Annotated in this window: 20 protein-coding genes and 1 tRNA gene; 12 read left to right on the top strand and 9 right to left on the bottom strand. The window is 55.0% G+C overall.

The genetic code is table 11. The features are described 5' to 3' along the window. Positions 1-96: 96 nt before the first annotated feature. Together GOV53_RS07825 and GOV53_RS07820 are read left to right on the top strand one after the other, a co-directional pair. Positions 97-1,449, top strand: coding sequence for a DEAD/DEAH box helicase (locus GOV53_RS07825; protein ID WP_217361243.1), 1,353 nt, complete (start codon positions 97-99; stop codon positions 1,447-1,449). Between the two features lie 59 nt (positions 1,450-1,508). Next, complete coding sequence (locus GOV53_RS07820) at positions 1,509-1,718, top strand: cold-shock protein (RefSeq protein WP_170329064.1); 210 nt, start codon at positions 1,509-1,511, stop codon at positions 1,716-1,718. Between the two features lie 128 nt (positions 1,719-1,846). On the opposite strand, the gene GOV53_RS21505 is transcribed toward GOV53_RS07820, so the two are convergent. From GOV53_RS21505 to GOV53_RS07805, 3 genes are all read right to left on the bottom strand, one after another. Then, positions 1,847-1,972 (bottom strand): DUF1660 family phage protein, encoded by a 126-nt coding sequence (locus tag GOV53_RS21505; RefSeq protein WP_170336644.1) that lies wholly within the window; start codon positions 1,970-1,972, stop codon positions 1,847-1,849. A 4-nt stretch (positions 1,973-1,976) separates the two neighbouring features. Then, a complete protein-coding gene (locus GOV53_RS07810) occupies positions 1,977-2,210 on the bottom strand; it encodes a hypothetical protein (protein ID WP_170329068.1) in 234 nt (77 codons plus the stop codon). Positions 2,211-2,929: 719 nt separating this feature from the next. Continuing rightward, entirely contained in the window at positions 2,930-3,163 is a 234-nt protein-coding gene (locus GOV53_RS07805) for a hypothetical protein (RefSeq protein ID WP_170336649.1), read from the bottom strand. A gap of 135 nt (positions 3,164-3,298) precedes the next feature. On the opposite strand from GOV53_RS07805, the gene GOV53_RS07800 reads away from it, so the two are divergent. From GOV53_RS07800 to GOV53_RS07770, 7 genes are all read left to right on the top strand, one after another. Then, positions 3,299-4,051 (top strand): Crp/Fnr family transcriptional regulator, encoded by a 753-nt coding sequence (locus GOV53_RS07800; protein ID WP_170465217.1) that lies wholly within the window; start codon positions 3,299-3,301, stop codon positions 4,049-4,051. 447 nt (positions 4,052-4,498) lie between these two features. Continuing rightward, positions 4,499-4,807, top strand: coding sequence for a hypothetical protein (locus tag GOV53_RS07795; protein ID WP_170329073.1), 309 nt, complete (start codon positions 4,499-4,501; stop codon positions 4,805-4,807). A gap of 3 nt (positions 4,808-4,810) precedes the next feature. Then, positions 4,811-5,164, top strand: a complete 354-nt coding sequence (locus tag GOV53_RS07790) for a hypothetical protein (RefSeq protein ID WP_170329075.1) — start codon at positions 4,811-4,813, stop codon at positions 5,162-5,164. Beyond that, positions 5,154-6,008 (top strand): hypothetical protein, encoded by an 855-nt coding sequence (locus tag GOV53_RS07785; protein ID WP_170356897.1) that lies wholly within the window; start codon positions 5,154-5,156, stop codon positions 6,006-6,008. Before GOV53_RS07790 ends, GOV53_RS07785 begins: the two co-directional genes overlap by 11 nt. Positions 6,009-6,100: 92 nt before the next feature. Beyond that, a complete protein-coding gene (locus GOV53_RS07780; protein WP_170356898.1) occupies positions 6,101-7,300 on the top strand; it encodes a DUF1611 domain-containing protein in 1,200 nt (399 codons plus the stop codon). Continuing rightward, positions 7,297-8,418, top strand: coding sequence for an alanine/ornithine racemase family PLP-dependent enzyme (locus tag GOV53_RS07775; RefSeq protein ID WP_170465215.1), 1,122 nt, complete (start codon positions 7,297-7,299; stop codon positions 8,416-8,418). Before GOV53_RS07780 ends, GOV53_RS07775 begins: the two co-directional genes overlap by 4 nt. Before the next feature lie 379 nt (positions 8,419-8,797). Further along, complete coding sequence (locus GOV53_RS07770) at positions 8,798-9,370, top strand: hypothetical protein (protein WP_170336663.1); 573 nt, start codon at positions 8,798-8,800, stop codon at positions 9,368-9,370. A gap of 612 nt (positions 9,371-9,982) precedes the next feature. On the opposite strand, the gene GOV53_RS07765 is transcribed toward GOV53_RS07770, so the two are convergent. The 6 genes from GOV53_RS07765 to GOV53_RS07740 all read right to left on the bottom strand — a co-directional run bounded on the left by GOV53_RS07765 (position 9,983) and on the right by GOV53_RS07740 (position 16,871). Beyond that, positions 9,983-10,453, bottom strand: coding sequence for a hypothetical protein (locus GOV53_RS07765; protein ID WP_170465213.1), 471 nt, complete (start codon positions 10,451-10,453; stop codon positions 9,983-9,985). A 499-nt stretch (positions 10,454-10,952) separates the two neighbouring features. Then, positions 10,953-13,712: an AAA family ATPase gene (locus tag GOV53_RS07760; protein WP_170465211.1), complete on the bottom strand. Its 2,760-nt coding sequence runs from the start codon at positions 13,710-13,712 to the stop codon at positions 10,953-10,955. Positions 13,713-14,109: 397 nt separating this feature from the next. Then, positions 14,110-14,613, bottom strand: coding sequence for a hypothetical protein (locus GOV53_RS07755; RefSeq protein ID WP_170465209.1), 504 nt, complete (start codon positions 14,611-14,613; stop codon positions 14,110-14,112). A gap of 6 nt (positions 14,614-14,619) precedes the next feature. Then, a complete protein-coding gene (locus tag GOV53_RS07750) occupies positions 14,620-14,850 on the bottom strand; it encodes a helix-turn-helix domain-containing protein (RefSeq protein WP_170465208.1) in 231 nt (76 codons plus the stop codon). Between the two features lie 319 nt (positions 14,851-15,169). Next, a complete protein-coding gene (locus GOV53_RS07745; protein WP_170465206.1) occupies positions 15,170-16,561 on the bottom strand; it encodes a tyrosine-type recombinase/integrase in 1,392 nt (463 codons plus the stop codon). Positions 16,562-16,797: 236 nt separating this feature from the next. Next, positions 16,798-16,871, bottom strand: a tRNA-Cys gene (locus tag GOV53_RS07740). Between the two features lie 227 nt (positions 16,872-17,098). Between GOV53_RS07740 and GOV53_RS07735 the strand changes: the two genes are divergently transcribed. From GOV53_RS07735 to GOV53_RS07725, 3 genes are all read left to right on the top strand, one after another. After that, complete coding sequence (locus GOV53_RS07735) at positions 17,099-17,752, top strand: protein-L-isoaspartate O-methyltransferase family protein (RefSeq protein WP_170465204.1); 654 nt, start codon at positions 17,099-17,101, stop codon at positions 17,750-17,752. 95 nt (positions 17,753-17,847) lie between these two features. After that, the gene (locus GOV53_RS07730; RefSeq protein WP_170426525.1) at positions 17,848-19,266 is read left to right on the top strand and encodes a TolC family outer membrane protein; all 1,419 of its coding nucleotides are present in this window, start codon (positions 17,848-17,850) and stop codon (positions 19,264-19,266) included. Positions 19,267-19,340: 74 nt separating this feature from the next. Beyond that, positions 19,341-20,108 (top strand): hypothetical protein, encoded by a 768-nt coding sequence (locus GOV53_RS07725; RefSeq protein ID WP_170465202.1) that lies wholly within the window; start codon positions 19,341-19,343, stop codon positions 20,106-20,108.

Genomic DNA, 20,108 nt, shown 5'->3' with positions numbered 1-20,108 from the left:
ATAGCTCCTTGAGAGCAACGAAACGACGGCGGCTATTTCATACGAGCTTCCCAGTAGATTAGAGAGACCAAGTGCCGATAGCGGTGAACCGCGTTTATGGCACGAGACCAAACGCTTTTGACGACATTTGACACCCTCGGCCTTGCCGAGCCCATCCTGAAGGCCATCAAGGCTCAAGGATATTCGACCCCTACGCCCATTCAGGCCAAGGTCATTCCGCTGCTGCAATCTGAGCGCGACGTGATCGGCATTGCCCAGACCGGCACAGGAAAAACCGCCTCATTTGTATTGCCACTGTTGCATCGGATTGAGCGTGAGAGATCAAAACCCGCTCCGAAACAGTGCACGACATTGATCCTGACGCCGACGCGCGAGCTTGCGGCGCAGATCGTGGACAACATCCGCGCTTACAGCAAGTTCAGCCAGATCACGGCGACACTTGTTGTCGGTGGCGTACGCCCCGGCGGGCAGATCAAGGCTCTCAGCGGCGGTGTGGACATTGTGGTGGCAACACCCGGACGCCTGCTCGGCCACCTTGGCACAGGCGTTATCAACCTGTCCGCAACCAAAGCCATTGTGGTGGATGAGGCTGATCAGATGCTGGATCTGGGCTTTCTGCCCAGCATTCGCAAGATCATGGCAAAACTGCCCGAGGCTCGCCTGACGGCACTGCTTTCGGCAACAATGCCGGGGCAGATCAGAAAACTCGCTGATGACTTCCTGAACGATCCGGCAGAGGTTCAGGTGGCGACTGTTTCAAAGCCGATTGAACGGATCGCGCAGAGCGTCCGGCATGTGGCCAAGCAGGACAAACGCCGTGTATTGGCAGACATTCTGTCGGACAAGGACGTGCATCGCGCCGTTGTTTTCACGCGCACCAAACGCGGGGCTGACAACGTCTGCAAGTATTTGTTTGCCGCCGGGATCAACTCAGCATCCATTCACGGGAACAAAAGCCAGCCTCAGCGCGAACGCGCCATGGCGGGGTTCCGGACAGGGGCGACCACCGTCCTTGTGGCAACCGATATTGCGGCACGGGGCATCGACTTCGACGATGTGTCTCATGTGGTGAATTATGAGCTTCCGAATGTGCCGGAATCCTACGTGCATCGCATCGGCAGGACCGCTCGCGCAGGCAGAACCGGCACCGCAATTTCACTGTGTGATCGCGAAGAGATGCCCCTCCTGCGGGATATCGAAAAGCTGATCGGCAACAGGCTGCCAAATGGCGATGAAACGCAAGCCGAGCCTGCGAAACGCAGTCGGGTTGCACAACCGCAAAAGCCCTGTGCTGCCAAAATTGCGCCGTCGCCAAAACCGCGAACGGTTGGTCACGCAACGCGTCAGCGGAACGGGCACCAAAAACACAAGATCGACCCCGCCCAAGCGCAGGACGGTCTTATGCGAATGCTCTCCAATATTGGTGAGTTCACCCAACCTGCTGCCTAACGCAGCAAACAGCCCCGGCCAATCCCGGCGGGCGCACATGTCATTGAAAGGATAATCTCATGACGACCGGAACAGTAAAATGGTTCAACGAAACTAAAGGCTACGGCTTCATCGAATTGGATAACGGTAGCGGCGACGCATTCGTGCACATCAGCGCGGTTCAGCGCTCCGGCCTCGACAGCCTGAAAGAAGGCGCAAAGGTCGGCTTCGATCTGAAAGAAGACCGGATGCGCGGCAAGACGTCCGCCGAAAATCTGCAATTGCAGTAAATTGCTTTTAAGCAACTCCACTCAGCGGCCATATTGGCCGCTGAGTGGTAGATCCTGAAATCGCAAACACTGTCTTTCGCTGCTTTTCGAAGCAATGGCGCGATTGGATCTGTGTTTCCTACCCCCCTTTAGTGAACTTCATTGCAGTGGATATCTCCACCCACCCCGCAGCGAAGACAATGATGAAAGGGGTAGGTCGATGCCCAGCGAACGCGCCACTTGTGCCCAAATATCCTGCAAAAAATCCGCTTCATACCGTCACCCTTTTTGATCATCTTCAAATTCCTGCAATACTTTTTTACCCAACGCGGTGATGCGGTATGTTGTACCTTGTCCGGATTTTGGTGAATCTCGCGTAGCCAGTCCTTCCGAAACTAAGCGTTCGAGCTGAAATGTAACTCGGTCTTCGACATCGCCACTGACCAGCGACAACGTGTGTCCGCCTGATATAACCAGGGTTTTCAGAGCGGTAATGTCACTACGCGATCTCATGGCAACGCCTCTCCTTGACTGCGCTTTCGGGGTGGCTATCCGCCGATACGAACCCCTGCGACTTCACAACAACTACACTATACGGAGATGCGTAGAACGGTGCAGAGAATTTGTTAGGCCGGCTTGCATCTGCGGAATTCACACGAACTCCAACATCCATTCCGAGCAAACAAAGTTCAATGGCCGAAATGCACCGATTGCTCCGGTTAGAACACCGCGCGGCATTGGTCAAAAAGGGCTCCCTGCCGACATCAGAGGCAACGCAGTATCAGCTGTCGCATGGCGAGAGGATACATCACGGACGGCCCAAAGGAGACATCCAGTGCACCCCTCGGATGCTGCTGCTGCCTGCGTTCCTGCCGTTCGCTGCGCAAGCGAAATCTGGGCTTTGGTGAACTCACGGTAAGCTGGCTTTGCCGTCTTTCGATCTGGAGCCTTCGCTAAAGCAGCACTTGCTCGCGGTCGCGGCATACTTATTGTTGCGTCGCGGCAAGTGTCACCAATCAGGTCATTCGCAGCCGTTGTATTTGCGTTAACGGGAACCGTACCTTCGCCGCGGCTCGGTCGGACGAGCAAGACGCGGGATATGGCAAGTATTGAAACATTGGTTTTTGCTTCGTGTTTGAACTGATTAGAAACGAGACGCCAATTTTGTGTCTTCTTGCTGTTAAGCTTTTTTTGACGAGCATAATCTTGTTTTTCCGATACGGGACTTTATGCTACTGCCGAACCCGATAGCCGGAAGCAATGATCCGGTTAATGAGAAAGGCGACGGCCTGGTGCATATCCTTTTCATCGTTATTGCCGACCGCTGTTTCGTGGGCAGCGGCTGCGTCACGCAGAACTCCCACAATTTCATGTTCGGGCAGGAGCTCACGATCTTTGATTGCAAGCAAAAGCGCTTCACAAATTGAGAGTGCGGCCATTCCAGAGTGGTCTTGCCGGTCAGCCATGGTAGACGTCCTTTTTTAACAGGCGTCCAAGCAAGGAAGCGCCACAATGAATTGCATCATACTGGCATAGATTGCTGTATACTTAACTGATCGAAAGCAGTCTTGGCGTCGGATAGTTTCGCGGGCTGCTCATCGATGAAGGAAGAACACTTGCGCACTATCAAAAACAGTCCACTCACCCGAAAGCTTTCAAACTTCGTCGCTCTTACTGAGGTTGAACTTGCGGCATTGGCACGCCTGCACAAGCGTCGCAGAACCTTTGAAGCCGGACGTGACCTTGTGCATCAAGGGCAATCAGAGCAGGCTGCCTACATTCTGGCCTCGGGCTGGGTTTGTTCCTACAAAACCCAGACTAACGGGTCGCGTCAGATCGTCGATTTCCAAATACCGGGTGACTTTCTGGGCTTGCGAAGCGTTCTGCTGCACACCTCGGATCACAGCATAGAACCAATCATGGAAATCCAAGCCATTGAAGTAGTAGTGGATGATCTCCTGGACGCATTTGCGCAAACGCCCCGGCTGGCGACAGCAATTCTTTGGGCGGTCTCTCGAGATGAAGCGATGGTGGTTGAGCACCTGGTCAACATAGGACGGCGAGATGCGGGTGAGCGCATGGCGCATTTTCTATTGGAACTTGGTGTGAGGCTGTCTCAGGTCGGGATGGCAAGCAAGACGGGATACGCCTGCCCACTGACACAATACCACCTTGCCGATGCACTGGGACTGAGTGCCGTACATGTTAATCGTGTCCTACGGCAACTGCGGGAGAAGGGGCTGGTTACTTTTCAATCCGGGCAAGTGGTATTTGATGATTATGAAGGACTGGTGACGTTGGCCGGTTTTGACCCCACTTATCTGGATCAGGCCGGGCCACTGTTGAAGCAATAAGTTCACCCCTACAGCGATGCCGGGATTTTGATGATCGTTGCCTGTTAGAGACGGAATTCGCTTCGGCAGATTTGGGATTTCACTGAAAAAGAAGCGCAAGATAAATACAGTCCGATTGCGGTACTGGATTTCCTGCGCTTCTCAATTACTCGTTAAGAACACGCCAGCAAATATCCCGCCAACACACATCACGTTGCCGGAATCCAAACATCGTTGCACTGACGCAGGTTAGTCAATTTTTGGCAGTGTGCCTGATCCTCGGGCACCAAATGCATTTGAGATTCCAATAAAATCTCAGGTCATTGGCCGCCGACTAACATCGATCAGCGCGCGCCTGACATTTGCACATTATTCTAAATTACAACGCCAGTACTACCGCGGCGCTTACGAGCGTGTACCGCGGCAGACTGCGCGGGGAAGATCCAACAAACTAAATGGAGGACAAAGGTGAGCACAAGATCGTCCAGTTCTTTGGTGACGTTTTCAAATCCGTTCTCTTTGTCCGGCTACCCGGATGTACTTCCTGCAGGCGAGTATGAAGTAGTTGTCGAAGAAGAGCTACTGCAGGGCCTGAGTTTCGAAGCCTATCGCAGAACCGGAACCTACCTGACAGTTCGGGGCAAAGGCAGCAAGCCAGGCCGCACGGAAATGCGCCCAATTGACCCAGAAGATTTTGAACTGGCGCTTAAGCACGACCAGACCTTGGCCACATCTAACAATGACAGCGATGCGGCGCTTTCCCCGCAGGAGGAATAGATTATGAACACGCCCGAATGGCTTAAACCCGGAATCTACGGTGCTCTGATCGGCGGGGTTTTCGTAGGCGTCGTTGGATTTTCATGGGGTGGATGGATGACCGGCGGTAGCGCGGACAAGATGGCCAACGCCATGTCCCGCGACAATGTAATCGCTGCGTTGGTTCCGGTCTGCGTCGACATGGCGAGAACTGACGCCCAACGCGCCGAAAAAATAACGACGATCAAAGAGGCTTCTTCTTTCAAGCAGAAGGATGCCGTCATGGCGGCTGGCTGGGCAACGGTGCCGGGATCCCAAACTCCTAACAAAGACCTGGCGCAGGCCTGTATCGAGGGGCTGAACCTGGATGGATCGTAACTCAATCACTCAACATTCGGACAACGCCGTTTGCATCAGGGCAAATCGAAAAAATCAGTACCGGTTTTGCGCTCACTTAATGGCTGCGTTGTTTGTTGTCGTCTTCAGCAGTTTGGCGGGCTCCTTTATCTCATCAAGTCCCGCATCGGCCGAAACAAATTCGATCCCGGATAACGCGCATCCCAAAAAGTATGGCGACGGTTGGAAATGCGATTTGTCCTATCGGTTGAAAGGCGAAGAATGCGTGGCCATTGTCGTGCCGGGAAATGCCTACCCCACAAACAGAACCTATGGCTCAGGGTGGGCATGTATGCATGGCTTTGTTGAAGTTGGCGGCACCTCATGCACTGAAGTGATTGTGCCTGAGGGTGGATATCTCGATCCATCAGGTGAGAGGTGGCGGTGCCTGCGTGGATACACAAGAGTAGACGATAGCTGCCAGAAAATCGTGGTGCCGGATAATGCTTACCTGACGAATAGCACTTATGGATCTGCATGGCGTTGCAACCGTGGCTACGAAAAAGACGGAGAAGCATGCGTGGCAGTAGCGGTGCCGGAAAACGCTTTTCTGAACGCATCAACCAGCGGGCGTCCCTGGACGTGCGAGCGTGGGTATTTTGAGCGCGACGGACGGTGCGATGCCGTCTTTGTGCCTGAAAATGCTTTCTACGATGACGCGATCCATGGAGTTGGATGGAAATGCGAACGTGGCTACGAGGCGTCCGGTGATCGCTGCAATGCAATCGAGCTACCGGCAAATGCCCATATCGACCGATCCGGCAATGGGTGGCAATGCCACAAAAACTATCATCGATCAGAAGGGCTGTGTGTTCTGAACCAGTGAGAATTCAGACAGAAAGCCCACTTTCCCAAACTTCACAATTTTTGCCCGTCCTTACCAAGGACGCGCGTTTCACACTCTAAAAAGGAACAAATATGAAACCCGTACCCATTGCGTCGGATGCCAAGCAGTTCATTGCCAGCGACGCGCAAAAGCTGGCGCCTGAACAAGCAGTTTTTCCAGAGCTTCACCGCAAGACACTCGTGACAGATACACCGACTGCAATTGTGTATTGCGAAGGAAACTTCGCAAAGATCGATGGCAAGACGGCTAATGGTCTCGTTCGACATTCACAGGCCTATCGCGTTCTTTCGGTGATCGACAGCACGTATGGCGGTTGTGACAGTGGCAAAGTGCTTGATAATATCGCAAATCAGGTTCCCATCTTCGATGATCTTGATGCCGCCGTCGCTAATGAAGCTACGATCCCCGACACTTTTATTTACGGAATGGCGCCGGCCAGCGGCAGAATGTCCCTTGAGGATCGCGAAGTTGTTTTGGATGCGATAACGCTCGGAATGAACATCGTCAGTGGGCTGCATGAATTTCTTAGCGATGACAAGGAGCTCGCCGGATTTGCCAAAATTCACGATGTCACGATACGCGACATTCGCAAGCCGCGGCCAAATCCCGACCTGCGCCTGTTAGATGGCAGTATTGGAGACGTCCAGGCGATCCGCATCGCGGTGTTCGGCACCGATTGTGCAATTGGAAAGCGTACAACCGCGACAATCCTGACCGGCGCACTTAACGCGCATGGGATCAAAACAGTTTTGGTCAGCACCGGCCAAACTGGCTTGATGCAGGGCGCCAAGTATGGTGTCGCGATGGATTCGGTGCCGCCGCAATTTTGTTGTGGCGAACTTGAGCGCGCTGTCGTTGCGGCATCCGAGGGTGAGCACCCGGATGTAATAGTGATCGAGGGCCAGGGCGCGCTAAGCCATCCGGCTTTTTGCACATCAGCCTTCATTCTGCGAGGCAGTCAGCCACATGCAGTTATTCTTCAACACGCGCCTAAACGAAAACGTCGATGTGATTTCCCCAACATGACTATGCCCGCCCCTTGCGATGAAATCACCCTGATCGAGGCATTTGCGAACACAGAGGTAATTGGCATGACGATCAACCATGAAGGAATGAATGATGTTGAGATTTCAAAGGCCATCACAGACTACAACTGCAAATTGTATCTCCCGGTCACTGACGCATTGAACCGTCCTCCAAAAAACTTGGTGAATATGGTTCTATCTGCCTTTCCGCGCCTGCAACCCGTACGTGTTACGACGATTGAATGAGCAAGCTGCGTATCGACGTTGATCTGGACAAAATTCGGTACAACACACGGTTCCTGGTCGACCACCTTAGACCCCGCGGAATATCGGTGACAGGTGTGACAAAAGCCGTTTGCGGTCATCCTGAGATTGCGAATGCTATGCTTGAAGGTGGCGTGACAGGGCTGGCGGACGCGCGGATCAGCAATATCATGCGTATGCGCGATGCTGGAATCTCGTGCTCCATATCCTTGATCCGAACGCCCATGCTGAGCCAGGTCGCGCAAGTCCTTGATAACTGCGATGTCAGCTTCAACACTGAGATGGACATTATCGCCAGCCTGGCCATCGAGGCGCTGGGGAAGAACATTACTCACAATATTATCCTGATGGTGGAAATGGGGGATATGCGGGATGGCATCTTGCCTGAACACCTTGAAAGCACTGTGTCTCAAATTCTTAGAATGGAAGGGATTTCTCTGAAGGGGATTGGCGCAAATTTTGCCTGTCTGGGTCATGTGGCACCCTCTGCAGGGGCAATGGAATTGCTTTCGTCGCTTGCCGCCGACACCGAACTTGCAAGTGGACCCGCTCTGGAAACAGTGTCAGGCGGCGGCTCTGCCAGTTTGCCATGGGCGCTTGGCAAGGGGGCGACCGGAAAGATCAACAACCTGCGTCTGGGTGAGGCCATCCTGCTGGGTACCGATCCCGTTTCGGGATACGCGATCGACGGGCTTTACACAGATGTTTTTACGCTTTGGGCGGAAGTGATCGAAACGAAGACCAAATCAAATCCAAATCCCTTGCAAATGAATTATCCTATACCTTCAATGCAGTGTGTGACTTTAGACAGTCCTTCGAATACTCGGTCGATCCTTGCGATCGGACTCCAGGACACTGATGCGGCGGGTCTAATATTCCCTGCTGGCGTCACGTTCGTCGGAGCCACCAGTGATCATATCGTTGTAGAAAACACCAATTGGCTGCTTCGCCCTGGTGGCGAGGTGAAGCTGAGAATGAAGTATGGCGCGCTCTCGCGCGGCATGGCTGCACCCGATGTAGCAAAAGTCTTCCATGGTGATAGCGCTTTGGTTGACTGCAACGCAGCGAACACTGATCGCCCATACTCGAATCGAAAATAGCGCGCCAAGGTGCCGCCGCCTCGGTTCTGCTTCAGCCATCCGTCTTATTCTACGGCTTTACGTAGTAAATGAGGCACCCAATCCCTATATTGGACGTAGCCGCATTCACTTTTCACACCCTATCTGGGCTCGTGGGTGTTGCGGACAATCAAAGGATCAAAATGATGTCTTTCAAAGACCTGACGACCAGAGCGGCTGCCGCACTGAAGGAAAACGATGCGGACGCGCCGAAAAAAGAAGTTACGTCTGAAGCGCCTGACGTCGTCCCCGAAAAACCAAAGCCTAAACCTTAAAAACTGATAATACCCTGCCGGGAGTGGGTGGCTTGTTCTTGTCTGCATCTCCGAGCGAGCGGTATCAGCAAAGGAGAATTACCCAAATGAACCAGATAATCAGCAAGACAATCGCAGTCTTTTCCAGGCCGTTTACTTTCCCTGGCTTCGACGAATTACTCCCGGCAGGCGAGTACGACATAGAAACTGAGCTTTCCGCACCACCAGATTATTCGGACCCAGAAGCCTGGAAGGCCTCGGTGTTAATCTGTCTGCATCCACGGAAATCTTACCCCGGTCTGGCGCGTACCTTGACCGTTTCTCTTACTGATTTGGAGAGAGCCCGCGCAAAGGATAAATTGTCTTCAAAGCAGTTGTCGCAGTTCTTGCTCGACCAACTTTTGGCCGATCCCATGGTGCAATTGATTATGGAAGCGGATGGCGTTTCAGAGACTCAACTTCGGCACCTCTACTCGGAGTCGCTCATCTCTGAGGCAGACGACATATCATCAGATCAACGAGCCCTACCGCGAGGATGCGGAAACGGTTCTCGGTATACTTTCGCTGTCCAAGCTGCTGAGAACGAAGGAATGCCGGTTCGTCCTATTAAAACCCCTCGGATTACAGGCCGTCCCATTGGACAGACTGAAATGGGCAGCTCCTTCAATCTCAAGGCTTAGGGCTCGGAACTTTCTTTTCCAGTCGCTGTATGGATTGAATTTCGGCCATTTTGACTATTCTGAACGACCGCTTTCGGGAAATCGTGCCGCAGCGCCGCATAATGTTGAGCGACTAGGCCAACCTGGAGTCATGATGTTCGCCGTACCCGCATTGGTCGCCTTCGTCACGCAACTCGGACAGATTTGCCATCTTACCAAGACTCTGATTGCGTTAAGAAACAGACTTTCCAGCTCAAAGCCGCAGCTGGGCGACTTGAAGTTACCAGGTCACAATCTGTTACGTGAAAATTCGGAGTCATATTTTGTGCGGCTTTGGTGCTCGCATCCGATTGTGGTGATCAGGGGGTGGCCAGGGGACGGGTGCCGATATGCAGCTCTGCGCATGGTTCGATATGTGCACGGAGATGAAGTCCGTGAGCAATCTGGGTGTTTAGGCGAATAAGCCACTGAATCTTATTATCAATTACACTGGTGTGATTTGAGTTCTAGAGCAGATTCCGCAGAAAAGGTCGTTTCACAGTGCTTACCGGGCGCTTCAGCCTAGAAAAGTCTTGGTGAAATGCCCTCCAATGTCGCTCTAGGGTCCATGACCTGAATAATGTGTATTTGAAGCTAGGATCGGTTCAACAGCAACTCTAGATGGGCGCGGTAGGACCTGTGGTCGATGCGGTTTCGAAAAACATCACGCACAATCATTTCCAGTCTGGGCCTGTCGTAAGGGTCATTCAGCTTCGGGACCATGTTTGCCGCAAAGCGCAGTTCTTGAGGAGTCGGTGGCTCATGGTCAAGGTCTCTGCGGGCCATCTTGCGGGATCGATTCAGTTCGCGCTTCTTCTTTCCGTTTTCGGAGGTGCGCGGTTCCCGTTTTTCTTTGACGTTGCCTGAGTGATACCAGCAGAAACCGCCCGGAGATTTGCCCCATGCGGCTCTGCCACAGGTGTCGCGGGCACAGGTCGCTGGCGAGTCAGGCCCGCCGAATTGGGTCCTGCGCCGGTTTTCTTCCAAGGCCCGCAGGGTGTTGGGATGCGGGGTCCGCTTGGGGGCGGCTGTGGGGTTCTTAGACACCGTTATTGCCTCACTCATCCCTTTCTCTGTTTATGGCGTCGCTATGTGTGATTGCCTGTTGTTTGGAGTATGCCACATTGCGGGGTCGAAGCGCCATTGCATGTGCCGGAGGAGGGATTGGAAATTTCAAGTATTCTGATCGGTTTACGGGACTTCAGGATACTATAGATCGTCCAGTCTGTTCGGAGCTGTCAGTTTTCAGTTGGCAGCCGTCTATGACCAAGGAACTTTGTGTATCTGATCTGCGACTGAACTGTAGCCAACCTAAGGTTAGTGTCTCCGACTGTCCAAACGGCTTTCTTCTTGCTGACTTTGAGAAGCGCTGTTCGTGTTCTGTCCAAAAGACTGTCCAAATGCCGGGTTCTACCCATTTGAGCCATAAAAATATGGTGTTCACGCATGGACAGTGTCCCTAGAGGGAAACCTAAAGTTTCCTCCCCTAGGTGGACTGTCCAAAAATTCGAAGGATGTAGTATTGGAATTTGAACAGTCCGTGTTTTGCAGGTAAGGCCAGGCATCAAAACTCGTCTACTTCGTCCAACCGCGCCTGACCGGCCTGCGTCAAGAACCGGCGGACGGTGCGGTTCTTGCCGGTCACATCAATCAGTCCGTCCTCTCGCAGATCGTTCAACTTGTTCTGCATTGTCCCGCGCGCAACGTTCTGTCCATCCGCCGCAAGGGCATCCGTGAGCCCTCTGACAGACACCGCCGCGTCTTTCTGAATTTCTTTCAAAATGCGCGTTCCTAGATCATCAGCGGCGAACTGTGCATGACCTCGCGTCATAGGTTCCGCCCGGACGCTTTCTTCAACATCCCCGTCCCCATCAATCACGGATGGGTCGGACAAAGGCTTCAGGCGAAAATATACGTCCGGCACGGGTTTGGACCGGCGCTTGCTGAGATGCGCCTGAACGATACCGCCCGGCAGCACTGCAACATTCAGGTTGCTGTCAATCGCGCCCCAAGAGGAAGACGCACCACGCGGACGCATTTCCCGAAGCCGCCGCTGCGGTTCCAACTTGGCACATTCAGCAGAGGGATGGGCCAGCACCACCACCGCAGGATTGCCCGGGCCGTTGGCGACCCTGCCGAAGCTGTCGAAGTACCGCTGCATCTGTGTGTTGTCGTTTTCGCTTTCACCGCTGAAATGCGCTGCCAGCGTGTCCACCACAATTAGCCCGTAGTTTTTCTGGCTGGTGTAGAACAGAACCTTTTCGGCGTGGTCTGCGAAACTGAAACCGCCTTTACGAATATCAATTGGGACGTTCCTCGGGTCGATCCCGCGTTCGAGGCACATCAGCACAATCCGCGCACGCACGTCCGAGTAATTCTCCCCCGCGAAATACAAGACGGGCATCGGTTCCAACTGCCGCCCGTGAAACACTTCGCCCAGTGCCACTGCAAACGCCACTTCCAACGCAATGGCCGTCTTGCCGCCATTTGGGTTGGCAGTCACCGCGTTCACGGTCTGGCAATACCAGCCTAACGGCTTCACCACCGATTTGCGGGGCTTAACGCTGTCTATGAAATCCGCCATGCTCTGGACGCCCAGCGGGCCATACGCGCCTTTGTCTGTGCTGGACAATCCATCCGCAGTACCGGTCCCTAAAGCAACCAATGCCCGGTTTGCCTCGGCCAGCCGCGCTTTCTGCGCCCCCAGCCACTCGCCCACAGAAAGCGGCGCACCTTCGGGCTCTTGCTTCGCCGCAATCTTGCGCAACCCGTCCAGATGCGCGGGGTCAGGCGCATCGAATCCCGGCAAAGGCTGTTCGCCGAACTCCACAACGGCTTGCGCCGCGCGTGCAATGGTTTCCACCTGTGAGCGCCGCAGAGCCTGCTCCTTGGCCCGGGCATTCACGGACACACCGCGTCCGACCAGTAGCGCCAGAGCCTCTGTCACGACCCCCTGCGGCACTCCCAGCACACGAACCACACGGTCGAGGTCCAGTCCGCCCTGAACGGCCCGCGCAATGTCCTCCGCTGCGTAGTCGTTCATGTCGTAAAGAATGCCGCCGTGGGCTTTGGAATTGATCTTGGGACGACCGACAGCGGCATTTGCATATATCTTGGCAGTCTGGCGTCCGTAGCCCGGTCCCTCAATCGGATCGGCAATCGGGACTCCATCCCACGAAGTTAGGTTTTCCAGCACGTCCAGAACTGTCGGCTTACCCAGTTTGCTGTCGTTCAGCGGTATCAGTTGTTCCGCCAAGTCCAGCTTGCGGTACTCCATGATGAAAGCCAGCGATGCCTGTGCTTGTGCAATGGTCACGCCGTGGCTCTGGGCGCGTTCCGCGACCCATTTATCTTTGCGGCGCGTAATCTCGGCCTGAATCTCTGATGAAGCCACCGCCGCGTCCCAAAGTTGCGCGACCTTGCCCGCCGCAGCTTCTTTTAGTTGGGTCTTCACGTCGAAGACTTTCACCGCGCCACGCTGAAGCTGTCCCATGCGTCCGGTCTGTTTCAGATGCTCCGCAGGATCCAATGTCGGCGGGGCCTCATAAATCGGTTGCTGCGGCATCCATATTGTATGGTCAATAATGGACCACTTCAAAGCGCGACCACCGCCAACAACCCGGGCATACCCAAGTCCCGCCTCCCAAAGTCGGTCCCGAACAGTCTTCATAAAATGCTCTGCGTCTTGACCGTCGGACAGGACCACGTATGCATGCTCACCGCCGCCGGGGTAAGTCTCACCATCCCGGTTGTCGATGATACCGGAAGACGTGCTGGGGCGGCGCAAAACCTCCACGTCCTTTAGTTCTGGCACGGCATGGCAGACGGCCTCCCACGGCCCACCCAGCGCCTTCACCCGGTCCCTTATGTGCCTCGGGTATGACTTTTCGTCGAAGTCGAAAGGTTGAAGCGCCGGTACACCCGTTGCGTAGGCGAAATCCTCCGCCGTGCGGTGGACGTAGTCCCGACCGTGTTCCCCAGTCCCTTGCGTCCCCTGAAGAACGACAGGCACGTCTGTGTCATCAGGCACACCCTTTGGAAGCCGCCCCATCGACAGAGCCTGAAACTTGTTCAGGCCCTTGATGATGCGCGCGGCGTCGGCAAGCGTATCCGTCTCAGACAGCTTCACGCGCTTGGCGTTGATATAAGATAGTGCTTTCGGGGCTTGCTCGGACTGCCAGTCTCCCCCGGAATTTTCCCGCCGGATTGTTTTGGTGAAAGGTAGACCATCCGTCTTTTCCAGCACGACCAATTCGATGCCGCGGTGGTCAAGAATTTTGCGAGCGCCCGGATTCGACGGCATTTTCTCGTTCTGGTCGGTCATGTGACTACACCTACTGAGAATTCGGGTTTCGGCAAATCAGCCGATTGAAATGAGGTTTGCGTAGGGGTTGTGGTGTTCGACCGCGATCTAAGGCTTGGGCTGTCCGACCGTGAGCCCATTTCGCTCCATCCATGCGAAGCAGCGCCTTCAATCGCAGCGATTGTTGCACACTCCAAAATTCGTCCAAAGGCTCTGGCGTTTGAAAGCTGCGATTTAATGCGCAGGCTATGTGTAAGGTATCTCATTCTTTCGGCTCCCTCTGCTTGCGTCCCGTACCGATTATCTTCGTTCCGGTGGGAGGGGCGAATGGGGATGCGTCCCAAAGCTGTACGCAGTAATTGTAACGACCCTGATGCTTAGTCTGGTCTACCGGCACCCATCGCGGGCGCCATAGCAACTAAATCTCTCCCGCATGATCTTCTCGGGTCAAAAACTCTTCGCGCTTAGCGGCAAATGCCCAGTCAGATCGGCAGAGAAGGCAAACGACACCGCCCAAGGGCATCATTAGCGACAGCGCATGCGTCAGGTGGGCGTCAATCGCATTGAACGGAGGATTCATTACAATCGCACCGATGCCTTCCGGCGGCTCTGCCGCCTTCAGGAAGTCTTGTTGCTTGGTTCCTATGCGACGGGGATAAAGGTCGGACTCAAACACCTCGTGGCCGTAGGACCGCAAAGCGTCGGTCAGATGGCCTTCGCCTGAGTGTGGCTCCCAGAGCCGTGGCGGAAGCCACTGATAATCTTTGAGAGCATGGACCACATGGCAAGCGTCATAGGTCGGATACAAATCGGCAGGTCTGCGTGTGAACTGTTGGTCAAAGCGGGTTCCGCCAGGTCGTTTTTGGCTGGTGACAGGACTGTCTGTGCAGTTGCGCTGCGGGTTGAAGTCGATGATGTCCATATCTATTCATTCCGACCCAAAAGGAACATTGCGCAACGCATTCAGCGACGCTCTGCGGATGCGGGTCGCGCTGCCGATCTTATACGCACTGAGTTCTTTGCGATTGATCATCGCGTACAATACCGTAGCGCCACAGCCCATAATTTTGCGGGCTTCGGCTACCGTTGCGTCGCGCAGGAACTCATCGCGCGCAGCGTCAAAGAAAGGTGTGGTGTCGTGTTTGTGTATCGCATCCATAGCGAAATCCCCTCACAGACTAGGTTTAAGGATTTGCGATACGCTTCGGCAGGGACTGACGCGCTTGCCTGTCAGTATGCAGTTCGGACTTCCTGTCCTATCTCGTCACCCCCGGCGGGCTTGTTCGGGATCACCATAATGGCTCTTTTTTCATTGGTCGGTGCGCTAGTACCGCCGCCCAAATCACAAAATTCGTGACCGGAGTATTGCAACGTTCGCCGGCGCGCACAAGGGAAAAGTATATAATTGGCAGATGGTTACAATCTGTTACCTCTGTGACAGGAGCGAAGTCATATCAGAGATCGGTATCAAAACGCTGTCAGTTGCTCGAGAGCCGAGTCGGGTTCAATTTGACAACGTTCTGACCTTGCAGGGCGTCGATATGGTGTGCCCAGCGTTGTAACCAATCTCGAGAGAGATCACTAAAGTCTGCGGTTTTGGTGTAGCCACCATCGACCACTTCGTTCTGTGCTTTGGTTCGGTGGTTGGTGATCGCGTTCCGCACGTCGAGTGGGCAGAGGTTCTCTTTCAGCCATGTGAGCCCAGCATGTCTCAACGCGTGAGTGGAGAAGCCATCGGGAAGGTGGGCGTTCTTGCGGATGCGTGATGCCCCGCGAATGGCATTGGCTTTGGCGACGGGACGGGTGTGATCATGTGGGGCTGGGAATACGAACTCGGTTCCTTCCGGCTGGGCATCCTTGATGCGCTTCAGGAGGGCCACAGCTTGATTGGAAAGTTGGATCGTATATCCGTGTTTGTTTTTGGCCCGCGCACTCGGCAGATGCCAGAGGGCATTGTTTAGATCGATTTCCGCCCATGCCGCTTGCGCAGCTTCGCCCACGCGAGTCATCGTCAGGAGTTGCAGGCGCAGGGCGTCGCCGTAAACTTCTTTTTCCAATCCTTCCAAGAAGGTCTTCATTTGGACTGCTTCGGGGCGGAAGGTCTTGGCCGTGTGTGCGGGCGCCATCGCGCCATCGGTTGGGTTGTGGTGGTCTTGCGGAAGCCATGCTCCGTTGGGGTAGGCGATCTTTGCCGTTCGACCGCAGGCGACGTTAAACATTGTCGACAGAACCGCCCGGACCTTCTGGGCCTCGCGCGGTGCGCTATTTGAAAGCGCCGCCAGAATGCTACGAATGGTGTCGCCATCAAACTCGGTAGCAGGGGTCTGGCCGTGATGTGGGATAATGTGACGTCGCAGGAGTCGGGCGTCTTCCTTGCCCGACCGCTTGATTGGCTCCCCGGTATGGGCATTAACACCCAGTGCATATTCTGCGATGTACTGATCGCAGAGATCCATCATCGTATAAGTGATTTCAGGTTCCGTCAGGGTCAGGGACTGCCCGGATTTGTGAAGTTCCCGTAGGCGTTGTGCTTCTACTCGGGCTTCAGCTACAGAGAGGTCGCGGGGGAATGCGCCCAGCTTCAATTCTTTCTCCAACCCAACATCGTTGCGGTAGCGGAAGAACCAGACTCGCCCGTCCCGGCGACCATGACGCATCAGAAGCCCCGGGTTGGCCTTGCAAGTCAACTTCCCGCCTGGGGCAAGTTTCTCATACTCTAGATGGCTTCTACCGGCTGCGCTCTGAGGTTGGGCCAAGGCGGCCGCTGCCTGAAGCGCGGAGCGAAGGGCATCGTCCCGGAACTTCACGTCGAGGGCTGCTTCGATGAGTGCAAGGGCCTCGGCCTTCAGTGTACTCGTGGGTCTGTTCACGGCTAGTGTCCTGTCAAATGGTCAACTGCTATTGGGGCAAAGACGTTTTTGCATCCGGGTCCATCCAACGTATTGATTGGGAACAATTGTGCCAGTTCATTCCGCAAACTTTCCGCGACAGGGGCGGTTACAGACGGTTTTCGGCGGTCACAGACGAAAACTCTGTTCTCCGTTTGTCCTAACCTTTTCCGCCCAACTGTTGCAGAAAAACGCTTGTTTTTAAGGGGAAAAAGATTTGGAGGCGAGTACCGGAATCGAACCGGTGTACACGGATTTGCAATCCGCTGCGTCACCACTCCGCCAACTCGCCTTTTCAAGTAAAATCAAATACTTGCTGTGGTGTGACAGGCGTTTTAACAGCTTTCGGCAGGGGCGTCCAGAGGGGGGAGCGCAAATTTCCGGGTCAGTTTTCAACTTCGGCTTTGGTTGCGACGTTGTATCCTGAGATGATTGAAAAGTTTCCGCATCAGGGCCGTTGCCGGTTTTTCAAGGATGTGGCAAAACCTGATCACCCAAGGGAACAGAATGAGCGATCCAATGACAGATTTCGCAGCCCGCCGCCGGACGATGGTCGATACGCAGATACGGCCTTCTGACGTTACCAAATTTCCCATCATTGACGCGATGCTAACCGTCAAGCGCGAGAACTTTGTGCCGGATGCACAGCGTGAGGCGGCTTATGTCGAAGGTGTTCTGGATCTGGGCGATGGGCGGTGCCTTCTTGAGCCGCGGACACTGGCCAAGATGTTGGATATATTGAACATATCGAACGATGAGGCGGTTTTGGATATCGCCCCGGCTTTGGGGTATTCAACCGCCGTAGCCGCGCGTATGGCGCAGCTGGTTGTTGCCGTTGAGCAGGACGAAAGCCTTGCCGCCGAGGCGCAGAACGTCCTGATGGAGGCCGAAGCGGACAACGCGATTGTCCATGTAGGCCCGTTCGAAGAGGGCGCGGCAGAGCATGGGCCGTATGACGTCATAATGATCCAGGGCGGGGTCGAGCATGCGCCCGAGACGCTGATCGCGCAGCTCAAAGATCACGGCCGTATTGCGTGCCTCTTCGTCGAAGGTGCGCTTGGAACGGTTCGCATCGGCCACAAATCTGGCGATCGGGTAACATGGCGGGACGCGTTTAACGCCAATGCACCGATTTTACAGGCATTTTCCACAAACCGTGTATTTTCGCTATAGTTTGACGGCAGTTTGCGCTGCTGCCTTGATTAGTTGAACATAAACACGCAAACTGTCGGCAGGGCAGCGTAATTTTGATTTGAGAGGATTTCGTTATGAGTTCTATGGCGGGAGGAAAGCTGGTCAAGGCGCTGGCGCTGACTGCAGGGGTCGCACTCAGCTTCGTACCAGGTCGTGCGGCATGGGCCGACAATATTACCGACGCCTTCATCGGCGCGTATAACACAAGTGGTTTGCTAGAGCAGAACCGGGCATTGTTGCGGGCAGCGGACGAAGACGTCGCAATCGCACTGTCGGCGCTGCGGCCGATCATCAACTGGACGGTTGCGATCAGCAGTGACTACAACCGCCGTAACATCGACAACGTGGTGACACGCACCGAACCAAATAACTTTTTCACCGGCTTGACACTAAGCCAGCTGCTGTACGACGGCGGCGCGGCGATATTGGGCAAACAATCCGCACAGGAAACTGTGCTTTCGACGCGGCAAACCCTGCTGGACATTGAGCAACAGGTGCTGTTCCGCGGTGCAAACGCCTATCTTGAGGTTCTTCTTCAGGAAGAAACCGTACAGATTCGTCTGAACAACGTCGACGTGTCAGCCGAAGAACTGCGCGCATCGCAGGACAGGTTTGATGTGGGTGAGGTAACACGGACTGACGTCGCACTGTCGCAAGCTCAGCTTGCAAGCTCGCAGGCGGATCTGGCTGTTGCACGGGGTAACCTGGATACAGCGCAGGCCGAATATGTGAACGCTGTCGGCAAATCACCGGGCCGCACTGCGGGTCAACCGAGCCTGCCGAATTTGCCAAGCTCGGAGGCGCAGGCTGTAAGTCTGGCGCAGCGCAATCACCCGGCCATCCTGTCGGCGCAGCATCAGGTGCGTGCGTTTGATCTGATCGTTGCGCAGCAGCGCGCCAACCTGGGGCCAAACGTCAGCCTGAACGCAGATGCGGGCATCACGGAAAGCTATGACAACGATGACAACATCGAAGACGCATCGGTCTCGCTGAACTTCAACCAGCCGATCTACGCTGGTGGCCGACTGGCTGCGAACGTGCGTCGGGCGATGGCAACGCGGGACGCATCCCGGGCCAACCTGTTGAACGTACAGAAAGACATCACGCAGGGTGTGACCGAAGCATATGCCCGGTTCCAGGCGGCGACAGCCAGCTTGCGGGCGTCGACCGAACGAGTACGTGCATCGCAGGTTGCGTTTGACGGTATCCGCGAAGAGGCCACGCTGGGCGCACGGACCACGCTGGACGTGCTGAATGCGCAGCAAGACTTGCTGGACGCGCAGCTGGCACTGGTTGCCTCGCGCATCGAGCGGTCGCGCGCAGCCTATCAGCTGTTGCAGGCACAAGGTTTGCTGACGGCTGAACGTTTGGGGCTGGCGGTTCAGATCTATGACCCGACGCTGTACTACAACCTGGTCAAGAAAGCGCCAGCTCAGGTCAGCAGACAAAGCCGGGACCTGGATCGTGTTCTCAAAGCGTTGCGCCGCGACTAACGGCCAATACTACCTGTTGTGACACCCGGTTTGTTTGGCTACACTCAATCCTGAGGATAGAGCGGTAGAGAACAATGACGGATAAAGTCGTGAACGGCAGAGTAGAGGACGTGTTGTCCTCGATCAAACGGCTGGTCGGTGAAAAAGGTCAGAACAACTCCGACGTGATGCCACCGTCAATCGCCCGCAAGCCCGGGCGATTGGTCCTGACCGAGGCGCTGCGTGTTGGCGGAACGTCAAGCATTCAGGACGGGCCGGAAAACGAGGCCGAAGCCGAAAAGACCTATACTGCTGATGCGTCGGTCAAACCGATGTTGCTGCGCGCCTGCGACATCGTGAATCGTGAAGACCCAGCCAATAAAGAACCAGAAGCGCCCGAGCCCTCCAAGGATGCCACCAACAGTCTGAGCGCCAAAATAGAAGCGCTGGAAGCAGCCATTGCCAGAACCGAGGATCAATGGGAGCCGGATGGCGACAGCGAAGACGATTACTCGGGCACACCGGCGAAGGCGTTGGAATTCAGCGCCCAGAAAGAATTCGCCGATTCCGCACCGGACCCGTCTGAGGCCCCTCAGCCAAAGCCGGAAGAGGCGGTTGCCACCACCAAGGCCACCTTTGTGCGCGACCCGCAGGTTACGGCTGACCCCGCCGGTCAAAATATTGAAGGCGTAGTCGAACGGGATGACGCTGTAACTATGGGTGAAGACGCGCTGCGCGAGATGATCGCACAGGTTGTCCGCGAGGAATTGCAGGGCGTTCTTGGGGAACGCATCACTCGCAATGTCCGCAAAATGGTGCGTCGCGAAATCTACAAAGCCCTGGCCGAACAAGAGCTCGAGTAA

This window comes from Ruegeria arenilitoris (genome assembly GCF_013035315.1).
GTDB lineage: Bacteria > Pseudomonadota > Alphaproteobacteria > Rhodobacterales > Rhodobacteraceae > Ruegeria > Ruegeria arenilitoris_D.
The sequence above is the reverse complement of the archived record's forward strand: the minus strand, read 5'-3'. Positions and strand labels throughout refer to the sequence as shown.